The organism is Nocardioides sp. NPDC057767, from assembly GCF_042798275.1.
Classification (GTDB): domain Bacteria; phylum Actinomycetota; class Actinomycetes; order Propionibacteriales; family Nocardioidaceae; genus Nocardioides.
In genome coordinates this window covers 1-15,429 of sequence record NZ_JBHVKJ010000009.1, presented here as the reverse complement: position 1 = coordinate 15,429, position 15,429 = coordinate 1, and the positions used below count along the sequence as shown (strand labels likewise).

Below are 15,429 nucleotides of genomic sequence, written 5' to 3'. Positions count from 1 at the left end.
TCATGAGTGCGGAGGATCTCGAGAAGTACGAGACCGAGATGGAGCTGACCCTCTACCGCGAGTATCGCGACGTGGTCGGCATCTTCAAGTACGTCGTCGAGACCGATCGCCGCTTCTATCTGTGCAACCAGGTCGACGTGCGGGCGCGTACGGACTCGGGGGACGTCTACTTCGAGGTGTCGATGAACGACGTCTGGGTGTGGGACATGTACCGGCCGGCGCGGTTCGCGAAGGCGGTCAAGGTGCTCACCTTCAAGGACGTCAACGTCGAGACGCTCAACCCGACCGACATCGACCAGCCGCTGGACTGACGGCGCACGGCTCTGCGGGCCAGTTGCCGTCCACAGGGCGATCTCGATCCTGGGTTATCCCCAGCCGCTCCGGAACCAGCCCGGATTGTCGGTGCTCGCGATGAGTCTGGACCTCGAAGCCGAAGGGCAGGAGGTCCACGATGAGTTCAACGGCACCGGCGCGGATCGCGCTGGGAAACTACGGCGAATCGGTCGCCGAGAGGCATCTGGTCGAGGCAGGCATGACGCTGCTCGACCGCAACTGGAGGTGTGACGACGGAGAGATCGACCTGGTCCTCCGCGAGGGCGACACCCTGGTCGTCTGCGAGGTGAAGACCCGCAGCCATGACGGCTGCGGCACCCCGCACGAGGCGGTCGACAAGACCAAGCTCGACCGGTTGAAACGGCTCGCGATCACCTGGCTGCAGCAGCACGGCGTGCGAGCTCCGGGGATCCGGATCGATCTCGTCGCGGTGATGCACGCACCCCGCGGATCGGCGCTGGTCGAGCATGTCAGGGGCCTGTGATGGGATACGCGCGAGCTCATGGCGTCGCACTTCGCGGCGCGGTCGGTCACCTGGTCGACGTGCAGGCCGACGTCTCGCCGGGTCTGGTGGGGGTGACGCTGGTCGGCCGCGCCGACAGCGTGCTGGCCGAGGGGCGCGACCGGGTGCGGATGGCGATCATCAACTCCGACCTCGAATGGCCTGCGACCAAGCGGATCACCGTGCTGCTTTCGCCGGCCGACCTGCGCAAGGGCGGGTCGCACTACGACCTGGCGATGGCGTTGGCGATCCTCGCGGCCGGCGGTGAGATCGAGACGACCGGGCTGGAGCGCACGGTCTTCATCGGCGAGCTCGCCCTGGACGGCGGGCTGCGGCCGACCTCAGGGGTGCTTCCGATGGTGCTCGCCGCCTCTCACGCCGGGATCGCCCGGGTCGTGGTCCCGGAGCCGCAGGTGGCCGAGGCGCGGATGGTGCCGGGGATGGAGATCCTCGGGTTCCGGTCGCTCGGCCAGGTGGTGGCAGAGCTGCGTGGCGAGCCGGTGCCCGACGCGCCGCCGGTGGCGACCGGCACCGGCGGCAGCCTGCTCGGCTGGCGCGGCGACCGGAGGCTGGACGACATGGACATGTCCGACCTCCGCGGCATGCCGGAGACCCGCTTCGCCGTCGAGGTCGCCGCCGCCGGTGGGCATCACCTGCTGCTCAAGGGACCCAAGGGCTGCGGGAAGACGTCGATCGCCGAGCGGATCCCGACGATCCTGCCCGACCTGTCCCGCGAGGAGTCGCTCGAGGTGATGGCGGTCCAGTCGCTGGCCGGGGTGCTCGACGTCGACCGGGGACTGCTGGTCCGGCCGCCGTTCTCGGCGCCCCACCACGACGCCTCGAAACCCGGCATCGTCGGCGGCGGCAGCGGCCGGGTCCGTCCGGGCCAGGTCTCGCTCTCCCATGCCGGCGTCCTCTTCCTCGACGAGTTCCCGCTGTTCAAGAGCGACGTCATCGAGTGCCTGCGCGAGCCGCTGGAGAGCGGCGACATCACCGTCTCCCGGGGGGAGGAGTCGGTGACGCTCCCGGCACGTGCGCTCGTCGTGCTCGCCGCGAACCCGTGCCCGTGCGGCAACTACGACGCCTCGATCACCAAGGACGGCTGCATCTGCCGGTCCAACGAGCGCCAGGCCTACGACCGCAAGGTCTCCGGACCGATCACCGACCGCATCGACATCATCCGCACGCTTCGGCCGATGTCCGAGCAGAACCACGACCCCTGGGGGTCGGAGACCAGCGCCGACATCCGCGAACGGGTCACGGCGGCCAGGCGCCGCCAACGCGAGCGCTACGCCGACTTCGGGTGGCGGCTCAACGGCCAGGCCAGCGGGATCGCGCTGCGCGACAACTGGCCGCTGCCGCCCGCGGCCGAGGCGCTCATCGACTCACGGATCTTCTCCGGTGCCCTGACCAGACGCGGTGCGGTGCGTGTGCATCGCCTGGCGTGGACGGTGGCCGACCTCGCCGGCGTCGACTGGCCGGGGGTCACCGAGACCGAGACCGCGCTCGCGCTGCGCGGCGGCGGTTCACTCACCGTCTCGGCGATCGAGGGGAGGTCGGCATGACCGCGGCGCCGGTCGCACCGACCATCACCGACCTCGAGCGCGAGCGTCTGGCCAGGATCGCGCTGACCCAGCTGGTCGAGCCCGGCACCCCGCTGCTCGACACCTGCATGGTCGGATCCACCGCGACCGAGGTCTACCGGCGCTTCGCCGAGGAGGATCCCGAGCTCGGCGACGACGGGCTCGAGGCGAGGATGCGGTTGTCCCAGATCCACCCCGACCGCGACCTGGAGCGGGCGACCAACGCCGGCTTCCGCTACGTCATCCCCGGCGACGAGGAGTGGCCCACCCAGGTCGAGCGGCTCGCCGGGCAGGAGCCGCTCCAGCACCGCACCGGGACGCCACTGGGCCTGTGGGTGCGAGGGCCGCTCCTGCTCAGCGATCTCGACCGCTCGGTCGCCGTCGTCGGGTCCCGGGATGCGACCGCCTATGGTGCCGACGCGGCGGCACGGATCGCCGCGGACCTCGCGGTCAACGACTTCGTGACCGTCTCGGGGGCAGCGGTCGGCATCGACGCCGCGGCGCACCGAGGCGCGCTCACCGGCCCGCCGGGGAGCACCGTCGCGGTGCTCGCGGGCGGTGTCGACGTTCCCTACCCGCTGCGCAACCGGCGTCTGCTGGATGCGATCGCCGAGAGCGGAGCGGTGATCTCCGAGATCGCGCCCGGGTTTCCCGTCACGCGCTATCGATTCCTCTCCCGCAACCGCATCATCGCGGCCCTCGCCCGGGGCACCGTGGTCGTCGAGGCGGCGGCGCGCAGCGGCTCCCTCAACACCTCCCACTGGGCCTACAGCATCAACACCCCGGTGATGGCGGTGCCGGGACAGGTCGGGGCGATGACGTCGGTCGGCACCCATGACCTCGTACGCAGCGGCAGGGGTGTCCTCGTGACCGACGGTCTCGACGTACGCGAGCTGGTGGGTGACATGGGCGAAGCGCTCCCTGTGGAGCCCCGAGGCCCCGTCCGCCGCCGCGACTCCCTCACCTCGGTCGAGAAGCAGGTCCTCGATGCCGTCCCGGTGAGCAGTCCCTCCTCACAGCTCGACATCGCGAGGTCGGCCTGCCTGCACCCGAAGACAGCCGGCACCGCCCTGTCGCGGCTCGAAGCGCTCGGCCTGGCCGAGCGGTTCCCCGAGGGCTGGCAGCTGGCTCCTGGCGCGGCTCGCACCTGAGCCGACCGTCAAGAACTATCCTGGCTCGGGTGAGCGCTGATCCGGAGGCAGACGCGGAGGGCGGGTCCGCGGAAGCGGAGCTCTCCGAGGCCTACGCCGCGCTCCTGGGTGACTACGAACGACACCTGAGTGCCGAGCGCGGCCTCTCCGACCACACGGTCCGGGCCTATCTGGGCGACGTCCGCAGCCTGCTCGACCACGCCGGCCGCATGGGCCGCACGGATCCGGAGGCGATCGACCTGCGCACGCTGCGCAGCTGGCTGGCCAAGCAGCAGACCACCGGCCACTCACGTACGACCCTGGCCCGGAGGGCCACCGCGGCCCGCGTCTTCTGCGGTTGGCTCGTTCGGACCGGTCGGGCCCAGGTCGACGCCGGCGCGGCACTCGGTTCGCCCAAGGCGCACCGGACCCTTCCGCCCGTACTACGCCCCGACGAGGTCGAGTCCCTCATCGCCGCAGCGATCGCGGCCGCCGAGGACGGCACCGCGGTCGGGATGCGCGACATCGCGGTCCTGGAGATGCTCTATGCGACCGGCTCCCGGGTAGGTGAGCTCGTCGGCCTCGACCTGGACGACGTCGACTACGAACGCCGGGTCGTCCGGGTGCTCGGCAAGGGACGCAAGGAACGGATGGTGCCCTTCGGTGGCCCCGCGGCCCGGGCGCTGGATCGCTGGGTCGTCCGCGGCCGTCCTCAGCTGATCACCGAGTCCTCCGGTCCGGCTCTGTTCCTCGGCGCACGTGGAGGCCGCCTCGACCAGCGCGCCGTACGCACCCTCGTCCACCGCCGCCTCGTCGATGTCCCCGGCGCCCCCGACCTCGGTCCCCACGGACTGCGCCACAGCACCGCCACCCATCTCCTCGAGGGCGGCGCCGACCTCCGCTCGGTCCAAGAGCTCCTCGGCCACGCCAGCCTCGCCACCACTCAGATCTACACCCACGTGAGCAGCGACCGGCTCCGCAAGGCGTACCGCCAGGCCCACCCCCGCGCCTGACCCGCCGAGGCGTCAGCCGTGTCGGCCGAGATTGCAGAAATGGCGGCCGAGAAGTGAGTTGTGGGCGGCGAAACTCGACTTTCATCGTCCACAACTCACCACTCGGTCGCCACAGCTACCGATTCGGCGGGTGCCCGGCCCGGTGGTCGCGTCTATCGGATCGGGTCGCCGCGCCAGAGGGGGAGGAGCCTCACCGGCCGCGGTGTGTCGACGAGCAGCAGCGGGTCGAGGTAGACCTCGTCCGCGTTGCGGATCCATCCCCAGTGCAGACAGGCTGCGGGGAAGCAGTGGGACCCGGCGATGCCGAGCCGCCCGAGGGGAGCACCGGCCGCGACCGGGTCGCCCTCGGTCACGGTGGCTGCCACGGGCTCGTAGGTGGTCCGGGTCGCTCCGTGGTCGACGCTCACCACCGGCTTCCCGGCGATCACTCCGACGAAGGCGACCGTTCCGGCCATCGCCGTGCGCACGATCGCCCCCGGTGGCCCCGCCAGATCCACGCCGCGATGCCCCGCACCCCACGGAGCGTCCGGCGGGTCGAAGCGACGGACCACCTCCGGCCGGGGAGCCAGCGGCCATTCGCCCTGAGGCACCTCCTCAGCCCCTCCGACCGGACTCGGACCCTCGCCGTGACCCCCAGCCCCACCCAGCGAGGCGCCTGGCGGCGCCACCTCGACACGTGGCGTTGCGAGGGCTGGGCCTGCGGGGGCGATGAGGACGACGAGGAACAGGGCCGCGACGAGGGCGCGGGCCCGGTCGGTGAGGCAGAACGAGGTCATGACGAGCAGACAACCCCGGGACGAGGACCCGCACAACGGGCTTCGTACGTCCTGTGGACAACCCCGTCCCGAGATGCCCCTGTGGACACCGATCGGCCCGCGAAGGAGCCAGCCGCGCGGGATTGGCCCGAGACCCCCGTCGACGGCTAGTCTTGGACCGGCAGCCCCCTGTGGGCTGACTTCGCACGCCAGCAGACCGCGACGGTGTCTCGCTCCGAGACGCCGGTCGCCCGCGGGCGCGGCCCTCAGTCCCGAGCATCACGCTCAGGTCGGACCGCGTGCAGGCGTCAGGGCCCATCACCACCGATGGGCGCGAAACTGAAAACCGACCGGCTCGCGCCGACACCCGCCCGACCTCGAGAAACGCAAGGTCGAGCCACCAGCGGTGCACACGCGGGCCACCACCTAGGAGAAAAAACATCATGGCAGTCGTGACCATGCGCCAGCTCCTCGAGAGCGGCGTCCACTTCGGACACCAGACCCGTCGCTGGAACCCGAAGATGAAGCGGTTCATCCTCACGGACCGCAACGGCATCTACATCATCGACCTGCAGCAGTCGCTGGCCTACATCGACCGCAGCTACGCCTTCATCAAGGAGACCGTGGCCAAGGGCGGCACGATCATGTTCGTGGGCACCAAGAAGCAGGCCCAGGAGGCCATCGCCGAGCAGGCGACGCGCGTCGGGATGCCCTACGTCAACCAGCGCTGGCTGGGCGGCATGCTCACCAACTTCCAGACCGTGCACCAGCGGATCAACCGCCTCAAGGAGCTCGACGAGGTCAACTTCGACGACGTCGCCGGCTCGGGCCGCACGAAGAAGGAGCTCCTGCAGATGAAGCGGGAGCGTGACAAGCTCGAGAAGACCCTGGGCGGCATCCGCGAGATGGGTCGCACCCCGTCCGCCGTGTGGATCGTCGACACCAAGAAGGAGCACCTCGCCGTCGAGGAGGCTCGCAAGCTCCGGATCCCGATCGTCGGCATCCTGGACACCAACTGCGACCCCGACGAGGTCGACTTCCCGATCCCGGGCAACGACGACGCCATCCGCGCGGTCGGCCTGCTGACCCGCGTGGTCGCCGACGCCGTCGCCGAGGGCCTCATCGCCCGCTCCGGTGGCAAGACCGAGGGCACCGAGGGCGCCACCGCCGAGGAGCCCCTGGCCGAGTGGGAGCGCGAGCTCCTCGCGACCCCGGCCGCCGAGGAGACCAAGGCCGAGGAGACCCCGGCTGCTGAGGCCGCCGAGGAGACCCCCGCCGAAACCCCCGAGGCCCCGGCCGAGGCCTGAGCCTCATCGTCCACCCAAGAGCCACTTAACAAGTCAGAGGAAGACACACATGGCTTACACCGCTGCCGACGTCAAGAAGCTCCGTGAGCTGACCCAGGCCGGCATGATGGACTGCAAGAAGGCGCTCGACGAGGCTGACGGCAACTTCGACAAGGCTGTCGAGATCCTTCGCGTCAAGGGCACGGCCAAGGCTGCTGCCCGCGCCGCGGAGCGCACCACCTCGGCCGGCCTCGTCGCCGCCTCCGGCAACGCGCTGGTCAGCCTCCTCTCGGAGACCGACTTCGTCGCCAAGAACGAGGGCTTCGTCGCCGCTGCCCAGCAGATCGCCGACGCCGCCGACGCCAACAAGATCAACGACCTCGAGGCCCTCAAGGCCGTCTCGCTCGGCGACAAGACCGTCGGCGAGACCGTCGAGGAGCTCGCCCGCACCATCGGCGAGAAGATCGAGCTCGGCCAGGTCGCCTACTTCGAGGGTGAGACCACGGTCTACCTGCACAAGAAGGCCTCCGACCTGCCGCCGAGCCTCGGCGTCCTGGTCGCCTACGAGGGTGACGAGGCGGCCGCGAAGCAGGCCGCCCAGCAGGCTGCCGCGCTCAAGGCGCAGTACCTCACCTCCGACGAGGTGCCGGCCGACGTGGTCGACGCCGAGAAGGACGTCCTCACCAAGAAGACGCTCGAGGAGGGCAAGCCCGAGGCTGCCGTCGCCAAGATCGTCGAGGGTCGCATCAAGGCGTTCTTCAAGGAGATCGTCCTGCTCGACCAGGAGTCGGTCTTCGAGTCGAAGAAGTCCGTCAAGCAGGTCCTCGACGCCGCCAACACGCAGGTGAAGCAGTTCGCCCGCTTCGACGTCGGCGCCTGAACCGAGCCTGATTCCCGCGCCGCGAGGCGTGATCAGTTAGGTTGAGCAGCAACGTACGACGAAAGGGCCGGTCCGATGAACCGAATGGTGATCATCGGACCGGCCCTTTCGCACGCCACCCCCACCGGCACCACCCCGCAAGACGTCGCCCGAGGAAAGGCCACGGCATGACCCGCTACCAGCGCATCCTGATCAAGCTGTCCGGAGAGAACTTCGGCGGTGGCGAGGTCGGCGTCGACCCCATCGTGGTCGCCTCGATCGCCAAGGAGATCGCGGCCGTCGCCGCCTCTGGCGTGCAGGTCGCGATCGTCGTCGGTGGCGGCAACTTCTTCCGTGGCGCCGAGCTGCAGCAGGCCGGCATGGACCGGTCGCGCGCCGACTACATGGGCATGCTCGGCACGGTCATGAACTGCCTGGCCCTGCAGGACTTCCTCGAGAAGGAAGGCGTCGACACCCGGGTGCAGACCGCGATCACGATGGGCCAGGTCGCCGAGCCCTACATCCCGCGCAAGGCCATGCGGCACCTCGAGAAGGGTCGCGTCGTGATCTTCGGCGCCGGCTCCGGGATGCCCTTCTTCTCCACCGACACCGTCGCCGCCCAGCGGGCCCTGGAGGTCCACGCCGAGGTCGTCCTGATGGCCAAGAACGGCGTCGACGGCATCTACACCGCCGACCCGAAGAAGGACCCGACGGCGACGAAGTACGATGAGCTCACCTTCGGCGAGGCGCTGCAGAAGCAGCTCAAGATCGCCGACGCCACCGCGTTCGCCCTCTGCATGGAGAACAAGATGCCGATCGTGGTCTACGGCGCTGAGGACGAGGGTGCGATCTACCGCATCGTCCAGGGTGAGAAGATCGGTACGCTCGTCACCGCCGGCTGAGCGGCGCGAGCCACACGCCACCCCACACCCACAACACTTTCGAGCGCACAGGAGCATCTGGTGATCAACGACATCCTCAACGAGGCCGACAGCAAGATGGCGAAGTCGGTGGACTCAACGCGTGAGGACTTCGCCACCATCCGCGCCGGCCGGGCCACCCCGCAGATGTTCAACAAGATCCTGGTCGACTACTACGGCACCCCGACACCGATCCAGCAGCTCGCCTCCTTCACCAGCCCCGAGCCGCGGATCATCAACATCGCCCCGTTCGACATCGGCGCGATGGCCAACGTCGAGAAGGCGATCCGCGACTCCGACCTCGGCGTCAACCCGTCCAACGACGGCAAGATCCTGCGTGCGGTCTTCCCCGAGCTGACCGAGGAGCGCCGCAAGGAATACATCAAGCTCGCCAAGGAGAAGGCCGAGCAGGGCCGCGTCTCGGTGCGCCAGGTGCGCCAGAAGGCCAAGCAGCGTCTGGAGAAGCTCGAGAAGGACGGCGAGGCGAGCAAGGACGACGTCACCGGCGCCGAGAAGCGCCTCGACAGCCTCACCAAGAAGCACACCGACGCGATCGACGACCTGCTCAAGTCCAAGGAAGCCGAGCTGCTCGAGGTCTGAGCCTGTGACCCTGCGACGGAGTCGCAGGGTCACAACGCGAAGAGATCGAGCGAGCGCGCCGCTGAGCTTGCGAAGCGGCGACCGCGTGTCGAGATCCAGTCAGCGACGTAGCGAGCCCCACAAGCGGCGCGGTCGGGATCCAGAAGAAAGACCTGAGCATGAAGGAATCCCTTGTGAGCCAGACGCCGCCGTCTCCTTCCTCATCAGCCTCCGAGCCACCGAAGAAGGACTACGGCCGCGCCGGCCGCAACCTGCCCGCTGCGATCGGTTCGGCGGTCGTCCTGCTGGTTGCCATCGCGCTCAGCCTGATGTTCGTGAAGACGGCGTTCATGCTGATCGTCGTCGGCTGTGTCGTCGCGGCCACCTGGGAGCTCCACCGAGGTCTCATGGCCAAGGACATGGACGTCCCCGAGCAGCCGCTGATGATCGGCGGCACGGTGATGGTCCTGGTCGCCTACTTCCTGGGCTCCGACGCGCTGGTGACGGCCACGGCGGTCACCGCTCTGGTGATCATGCTGTGGGTGCTGCGTCGTGGGGTCGAGGGTTACGTGCGTACGTCGGCAGCGTCCGTACTCACGCTGTTCTACCTGCCGTTCCTGGGATCCTTCGTCGCGCTCATGCTCGGCGAGGGCGGCGGCTGGACCTCGGGCGGGCTCTCGGACGACGGCGTACGCGGCATCATCGTCTGGGTCCTGCTCACGATCATGTCCGACATCGGTGGCTACGTCGCCGGGGTCCTCTTCGGCCGACACCCGATGGCGCCGGTGATCTCGCCGAAGAAGTCCTGGGAGGGTTTCGCCGGCTCGGTGGTCTTCACCGTCGCGACCGGCGTCGGCCTGGTCGTGTGGCTGCTCGACGGATCCTGGTGGGTCGGTGTCGCGCTGGGCGTGGTTGCCTGCGTGATGGCAGTCCTCGGCGACCTGGTCGAGTCGGTGATCAAGCGCGACCTCGGCATCAAGGACATGAGCCAGATCATCCCCGGCCACGGCGGCCTGATGGACCGCCTCGACTCGCTCCTGGCGACCGTCGCGCCGGTCTGGCTGATCCTCCACTACGCGGTTTTCTGAGGGGGTTACTTCTGATGCTCCACCTCGTACGCCATGGCCGACCCCTCCAGGTCCGCGGCGTCGCCGCGGAGCACTGGGAGCTCGATCCGGCCGGTTTCGACGACGTCTGGGCTCTGCGTGACCGTCTCCCGGCCGGGGCGGCGTGGTATTCCTCGTCCGAGCCCAAGGCGCGGCAGACCGCCCAGCTGCTCACCGACGGTGAGGTCGGCGTGGTCGACGCGCTGTGCGAGCACCGCCGTGGTGCCGACTGGATCGATGACTTCGAGGCCACGGTCGAGCGCGCCTTCGCGGAACCTGCCGTGGCTGCGTACGACGGCTGGGAGCCGCTTGCCGAGTGCCGGACCCGTGTGACCAAGGCGGTCTCCGGGATCCTCTCGGCCCACGCGAGCGAGGACGTCGTGCTCGTCGGCCACGGCACCGCGTGGACCGTCCTGGCGAGCGACCTCACCGGCGCGCCGCCGGACCTCGTCCGGTGGCGGGGCCTCGGCTTCCCGGACGTGTTCACCGTCGACGTCTGATCGCGTGGGGTCGCCGAGTTCGCCACGGCAGCGATTCTTTACCAAAGACGGGCTGGGTTCGGCGCTACGGTTGAAGAGTGACCCAGCGTCCCGCGGACCTCGACGTGGACCCCGATCCAGAAGTCGAGGCTGATCACGGCCCGGAGGAGGAGTCCTCGGGGTCCGGTGGGCTGTGGGCGTGGCTGCACGACTCGCACCCGACCGTCGCCGCTCTGGTCGGGTTCTATCTCGGCCTGGCCTACGCGATCCTGGTTCCCGGCACCTGGGGTGCCCTGCTGACCTGGGTCGTCGGCCAGGAGCGGGCCGAGGAGCTGTTCCCGTGGGTGGCGCTGACCCTGCTCGTGCCGCTGGCGCTGCTGATCCCGCGCAAGACCCGCCGTCTGGCCCAGTTCGTCTGGCTGGGGATCATCCTGACCGTGCTGGTCGTGGTCGGCGTCGGCGCGCTGGTGTTCTGGATCCTGCTCAAGACGGGCTGACCGGTCGGGCCGGATCGAGGTTTCGCCCTACCCCGCACCCCGGTGGGACACTGGAGGGGTGACCGAGCCCGACCCAGTGACCGTACCTGCCCCGCACAGCCCCGAGGCAGAGGCCGCCGCGATGGAAGGGCGCCGCCTGCCGTTGGTGATGGCGCCGCCCAAGGGTCGCGGAAAGCCGCCGCGCCACCTGGCCGACCTCGACCTGGCCGGCCGACAGGACGCGGCGAAGGAGGCCGGACTGCCGGGCTTCCGCGCCAAGCAGCTCTCGGTGCACTACTTCGAGCGGCTGGTCGACGACCCGGCCAAGATGACCGATCTTCCGGCGAATCAGCGCGAAGAACTCGTCAACACGTTCCTGCCCGACCTGATGACGCCGATCCGTCAGCAGGAGGCCGACAAGGGCACCACCCGCAAGACGCTGTGGAAGCTCTTCGACGGCGCCTTGGTCGAGTCGGTGCTGATGCGCTACACCGACCGCGCCACCGTCTGCATCTCCTCCCAGGCCGGCTGCGGCATGGCCTGCCCGTTCTGCGCCACCGGCCAGGGCGGCCTCGAGCGCAACATGTCGACCGCCGAGATCGTCCACCAGGTCGTCGTCGCCGCGCGGCAGATGGCCAGCGGCGAGATCCCCGGCGGTCCCGGCCGCCTCTCCAACGTGGTCTTCATGGGCATGGGGGAGCCGATGGCCAACTACAAGGCGCTCATGGGTGCCGTACGCCGCCTCACCTCGCCCGCCCCCGAAGGCCTGGGCCTCTCCGCCCGCCACGTGACCGTCTCGACGGTCGGCCTGGTCCCGAGGATCAAGCAGCTCACCGAGGAGGGCATCCCGGTGACCCTCGCCCTCTCGCTGCACGCGCCCGACGACGAGCTGCGCAACGAGCTGGTCCCGATCAACACCCGCTTCTCGGTCGCCGAGACCGTCGAGGCCGCCTGGAACTACGCGCGCGTCACGAAGCGCCGCGTCTCCATCGAGTACGCGATGATGCGCGGCATCAACGACCAGGCCTGGCGCGCCGACCTCCTCGCCGACGTCCTGAACGGCTACGGCGACTGGGGCTGGGTCCACGTCAACCTGATCCCGCTCAACCCGACCCCCGGCTCGAAGTGGACCGCGTCAGACCCGGCCGACGAGCGTGAGTTCGTACGCCGCCTGGAGGCCAAGGGCATCTCCACGACCGTCCGCGACACCCGCGGCCGCGAGATCGACGGTGCCTGCGGCCAGCTCGCCGCCGCCGAGTAGCCGCTGGGGCCGTGTCCTCGCGCAACGAGGACTGCACGATCGGCCGGCTCAGGCCTCTGGTTCGGGCCGTTGTTCGTGCCCGTCGCGACCTCGGGTGCGGCGGGCTTCCTTCATCTCCGACTCGTAGAGGTGTCGCTTGCCCTCGACGAGGGTGTCGCGTGCCTCCTTCTCCAGCCGCTTGAAGGTGGCGTAGTAGCCGTCGTCGTACTCCTCGACGATCTGAAACGTCCACCTGCCGTAGAGCACGTTGCGTCCCACGAGCTCGCGCTCGAACGTGTCCGCCAGCTCGCTGTGGCCGGCCTCGCGCAGCTGCTGGACGCCCTTGCCGAGAGTGAGGTCGGCCGTGCCGGTGATGCGATGCAGCGCGTACAGATGACCGCGAGCGATCTCGATCGCTTCGAGTGCCTCGCTGATGGTGCCGAGCGCCTCGACGGTGAGGTCGTCGACGCCTTCTGGCCGGATGTGCTCCTCGTCGGTGGTCATGCCGCGATCGTGGCAAGACGGGCGAGCGGACGGCAACCCCTCGCGGCCGATCGGCACCACGTACGCGGACCGGCCCGAATGGCCCGGCCCGCGTACGTCCCCCTTCACGATGCCGCGCGCAGCACGTCGCGAGCCTAGGAACGAGGGCTCACCGGCTTCTGTCGACGACGATGGTGCGATGACAGATTTCTGAGAGTCACGCAGCGTTTCCGCTGATGACACCGCCTGGACTATCTGTCGTCCGGCACCGAGTTCTGGCCACGGTAGGTTCACCGACACGTCAACCAAGTCGGGGATCACGTTGCCGGAGGACGCTCACGATCAGAAACATGAGCATCAGCCTCGATCGGGTCCCGATGGTCGCCGCCAACTCGGAGCCGCTCCGTGTCCTCATCGTCACGGAGTCGTTCCTCCCGCAGGTCAACGGAGTGACGAACTCCGTACGCCGCGTCCTGGAGCATCTCGCCGTCGACGGTCACACCGTCGAGGTCGTCGCCCCCACCGGACCCACCGAGTATGCCGGGTTCCCGGTGACCCGGACCCGGGGCGCGACGTTCTGGGTCTACAAGGACTTCCGCGTCGGTCTCGAGACGCGGCGCAAGCTGCGCGCGGTGATGCGCCGGTTCGCCCCCGACGTCATCCACGTCGCCTCGCCCGCGTTGCTCGGTCGGCAGGCCGTGCTGGTGGCCAAGGAGCTCGGCATCCCGAGCGTGGCGATCTACCAGACCGACCTGGTGGGCTTCTGGGACAAGTACAAGGCGGTCGGTGGCCCGCAGGCGGCAGCGATGCTCACCCGGCAGGCCCACTCGGCCGCCGACCGCACCCTGGCGCCGAGCTCCTCGGCCCTCACCCAGCTCGAGGGCCTCGGCGTCCAGCGCACCGGTCTGTGGCCGCGCGGCGTCGACGTCGAGCTGTTCCACCCGAGCCGGGTCGATCATGACCTGCGCGCCCGGCTCGCGCCCAACGGCGAGACGATCGTCGGGTACGTCGGCCGCCTGGCCCAGGAGAAGGAGCTGCACCTGCTGACCGCGCTCGCGCGCAACCCGGCGTACCGGGTCGTGCTCGTGGGCGGTGGTCCCCAGGAGCGTGAGCTGCGCCAGCTGCTCCCGAAGGCGACCTTCCTGGGCGTGCTGCAGGGGGAGGAGCTGGGCGCTGCGTACGCCTCGCTCGACGTGTTCGTGCACACCGGCTCCCACGAGACGTTCTGCCAGGCGGTCCAAGAGGCGCTCGCCTCCGGCGTCCCCGTGGTGGCGCCACGCTCCGGCGGGCCGCTGGACCTGGTCGCCGACGGCGTCACCGGGTTCTTCTACGAGCCCGGCAGCCGTGACGACCTCGGCTCCCATGTCGCGCTGCTTCACAACGACCCCCAGCTGCGGCTGCGGATGGGGCGTGAGGCCCGCAAGAGCGTCGCGCACAAGTCCTGGGGTGCGGTGAACGCGGCCCTCGTCGACCACTACCGCGACGTCATCCGGTCACGCCAGCTGCGATGACCTCGAGGACCTCCTCGGCGGTGTCGACGAGGTGGACGTGGTCCTCCATCGCGCGGCCACGAGCGAGGGCCTGCAGGAGCGGCCAGACGGGCAGCTCCTCGGTCCAGTAGCGTCGCCCGACCAGCACCATCGGCGCGACCGCGCTGGTGTCGGCGTAGTAGTTCTCGCAGGCGTCCTGGAAGACCTCCTGCACGGTGCCCCCGGCGCCCGGCAGGAAGACGATCCCGCCGTCGCAGACCTCCAGCAGCACCGCCTCGCGGGTGGCGTTGCGGAAGTACTTCGCGATCGCGCCTGCGAACACGTTGGGCGGCTCGTGGCCGTAGTGCCACGTCGGGATCCCCAATGACCGTACGGGCCTGCCCTCCACCCGGTTGCGTACGCCGAGGGCCACCTGCGCCCAGGCCCTGATCGAGGGGCGGAACGACGGCACCGCGGCCAGCGACTCGAGCGCGTCCTCCAGGGCGGTCTTCGGTGCCCCGGCGAGGAAGGCGCCCAGGTTGGCGGCCTCCATCGCCCCGGGGCCGCCGCCGGTGGCAACCACGTGGCGGCTCGCCAGGTGCTGGGCCAGGCGGGCTGCGGTCGCGTACGCCTCCTCGCCCCGCTGCAGCGCGTGCCCGCCCATCACGCCGACGATCCGCGTCCCTTCGTCGCGTCGGGCGCGCACCCACGCCTCCAGAGCGGCGTCGATCGCGTGGTCGTGCAGGGTCATCGCGAGCTCGTCGTCGGCATCGAGCGGCTGTTGCAGCCAGGCGTACGCCTTCGCGTCCAGGCTCCGGGCGTAGATCGGGTCGTCGTAGAGCTCCTCGGGCGTGTAGAGCCGGGAGCGGTAGACGTCGACCGGTGCCTCCGGGATCACCGGCATGACCAGTGCACCCTCGTTCTCGGCGTAGTCGACGTCCCCCGGGGCGAACGTGCACCCGAGGAACGTCGCCCCGGCGAGCTCGGTCTCGCGCAGCGTGGCCGAGCGCGAGCTCAGATCCAGCGCCCGCAGCCGCCATCCCTTCAGACTGCCCGCCCCGGCGGCCACGTGCCCGTCCAGCTCCGCGACGGACTCGATGTCGACGTGCCGTCCCCGGTGATGCTTCATGGAAGCAAACCTAGCCTCTGTCGAGTCGGCACGAACTGACGGGATTCACCGCCGAGTCGGCTCGTCATGACGCTGTCTCTTATACAC

At 69.7% G+C, this 15,429-nt stretch carries 17 protein-coding genes; 14 read left to right on the top strand and 3 right to left on the bottom strand.

The annotated features are described in order from the left end of the window. The first annotated feature begins 2 nt into the window (after positions 1–2). The 5 genes from ACFVDI_RS06730 (at position 3) to ACFVDI_RS06710 (ending at position 4,561) form a co-directional block, all read left to right on the top strand. Entirely contained in the window at positions 3–311 is a 309-nt protein-coding gene (locus ACFVDI_RS06730) for a DUF2469 domain-containing protein (protein ID WP_045550889.1), read from the top strand. A 140-nt stretch (positions 312–451) separates the two neighbouring features. Next, positions 452–817: a YraN family protein gene (locus tag ACFVDI_RS06725; RefSeq protein WP_378901903.1), complete on the top strand. Its 366-nt coding sequence runs from the start codon at positions 452–454 to the stop codon at positions 815–817. Beyond that, on the top strand, positions 817–2,400 hold the full coding sequence (locus ACFVDI_RS06720) for a YifB family Mg chelatase-like AAA ATPase (RefSeq protein ID WP_378901901.1): 1,584 nt from the start codon (positions 817–819) through the stop codon (positions 2,398–2,400). The genes ACFVDI_RS06725 and ACFVDI_RS06720 overlap by 1 nt, the downstream gene beginning before the upstream one ends. Then, entirely contained in the window at positions 2,397–3,569 is a 1,173-nt protein-coding gene (locus ACFVDI_RS06715) for a DNA-processing protein DprA (RefSeq protein WP_378901899.1), read from the top strand. The genes ACFVDI_RS06720 and ACFVDI_RS06715 overlap by 4 nt, the downstream gene beginning before the upstream one ends. 29 nt (positions 3,570–3,598) lie before the next feature. After that, positions 3,599–4,561: a tyrosine recombinase XerC gene (locus ACFVDI_RS06710; RefSeq protein WP_378901896.1), complete on the top strand. Its 963-nt coding sequence runs from the start codon at positions 3,599–3,601 to the stop codon at positions 4,559–4,561. 152 nt (positions 4,562–4,713) lie between these two features. On the opposite strand, the gene ACFVDI_RS06705 is transcribed toward ACFVDI_RS06710, so the two are convergent. Further along, the gene (locus ACFVDI_RS06705) at positions 4,714–5,337 is read right to left on the bottom strand and encodes a murein hydrolase activator EnvC family protein (RefSeq protein WP_378901893.1); all 624 of its coding nucleotides are present in this window, start codon (positions 5,335–5,337) and stop codon (positions 4,714–4,716) included. Positions 5,338–5,759: 422 nt separating this feature from the next. On the opposite strand from ACFVDI_RS06705, the gene rpsB reads away from it, so the two are divergent. The 8 genes from rpsB to rlmN all read left to right on the top strand — a co-directional run bounded on the left by rpsB (position 5,760) and on the right by rlmN (position 12,282). Next, a complete protein-coding gene (gene rpsB, locus ACFVDI_RS06700; RefSeq protein WP_328531690.1) occupies positions 5,760–6,623 on the top strand; it encodes a 30S ribosomal protein S2 in 864 nt (287 codons plus the stop codon). Positions 6,624–6,672: 49 nt separating this feature from the next. Further along, positions 6,673–7,482 carry a translation elongation factor Ts gene (gene tsf / locus ACFVDI_RS06695; protein WP_378901890.1) on the top strand — a complete coding sequence of 270 codons (810 nt, stop codon included), beginning with the start codon at positions 6,673–6,675 and terminating at the stop codon, positions 7,480–7,482. 167 nt (positions 7,483–7,649) lie between these two features. Then, positions 7,650–8,363, top strand: coding sequence for a UMP kinase (gene pyrH, locus ACFVDI_RS06690; protein ID WP_328531688.1), 714 nt, complete (start codon positions 7,650–7,652; stop codon positions 8,361–8,363). A 63-nt stretch (positions 8,364–8,426) separates the two neighbouring features. Further along, entirely contained in the window at positions 8,427–8,981 is a 555-nt protein-coding gene (gene frr / locus ACFVDI_RS06685; protein WP_378902130.1) for a ribosome recycling factor, read from the top strand. Between the two features lie 173 nt (positions 8,982–9,154). Further along, entirely contained in the window at positions 9,155–10,048 is an 894-nt protein-coding gene (locus ACFVDI_RS06680; protein ID WP_378901887.1) for a phosphatidate cytidylyltransferase, read from the top strand. Between the two features lie 14 nt (positions 10,049–10,062). Further along, positions 10,063–10,566, top strand: coding sequence for a histidine phosphatase family protein (locus tag ACFVDI_RS06675; protein WP_378901884.1), 504 nt, complete (start codon positions 10,063–10,065; stop codon positions 10,564–10,566). A gap of 77 nt (positions 10,567–10,643) precedes the next feature. Then, entirely contained in the window at positions 10,644–11,042 is a 399-nt protein-coding gene (locus ACFVDI_RS06670; protein ID WP_378901881.1) for a hypothetical protein, read from the top strand. Between the two features lie 121 nt (positions 11,043–11,163). Then, a complete protein-coding gene (gene rlmN, locus ACFVDI_RS06665) occupies positions 11,164–12,282 on the top strand; it encodes a 23S rRNA (adenine(2503)-C(2))-methyltransferase RlmN (protein ID WP_378902127.1) in 1,119 nt (372 codons plus the stop codon). Positions 12,283–12,330: 48 nt separating this feature from the next. On the opposite strand, the gene ACFVDI_RS06660 is transcribed toward rlmN, so the two are convergent. Further along, positions 12,331–12,765 carry a hypothetical protein gene (locus tag ACFVDI_RS06660; RefSeq protein ID WP_378901878.1) on the bottom strand — a complete coding sequence of 145 codons (435 nt, stop codon included), beginning with the start codon at positions 12,763–12,765 and terminating at the stop codon, positions 12,331–12,333. A 329-nt stretch (positions 12,766–13,094) separates the two neighbouring features. Here ACFVDI_RS06660 and ACFVDI_RS06655 point away from each other — a divergent pair, with 329 nt between their 5' ends. Then, a complete protein-coding gene (locus ACFVDI_RS06655) occupies positions 13,095–14,255 on the top strand; it encodes a glycosyltransferase family 4 protein (RefSeq protein ID WP_378901875.1) in 1,161 nt (386 codons plus the stop codon). On the opposite strand, the gene ACFVDI_RS06650 is transcribed toward ACFVDI_RS06655, so the two are convergent. Continuing rightward, on the bottom strand, positions 14,230–15,342 hold the full coding sequence (locus tag ACFVDI_RS06650; RefSeq protein WP_378901872.1) for an LOG family protein: 1,113 nt from the start codon (positions 15,340–15,342) through the stop codon (positions 14,230–14,232). The two genes, ACFVDI_RS06655 and ACFVDI_RS06650, sit on opposite strands and share 26 nt — an antisense overlap. Positions 15,343–15,429 lie beyond the last annotated feature (87 nt).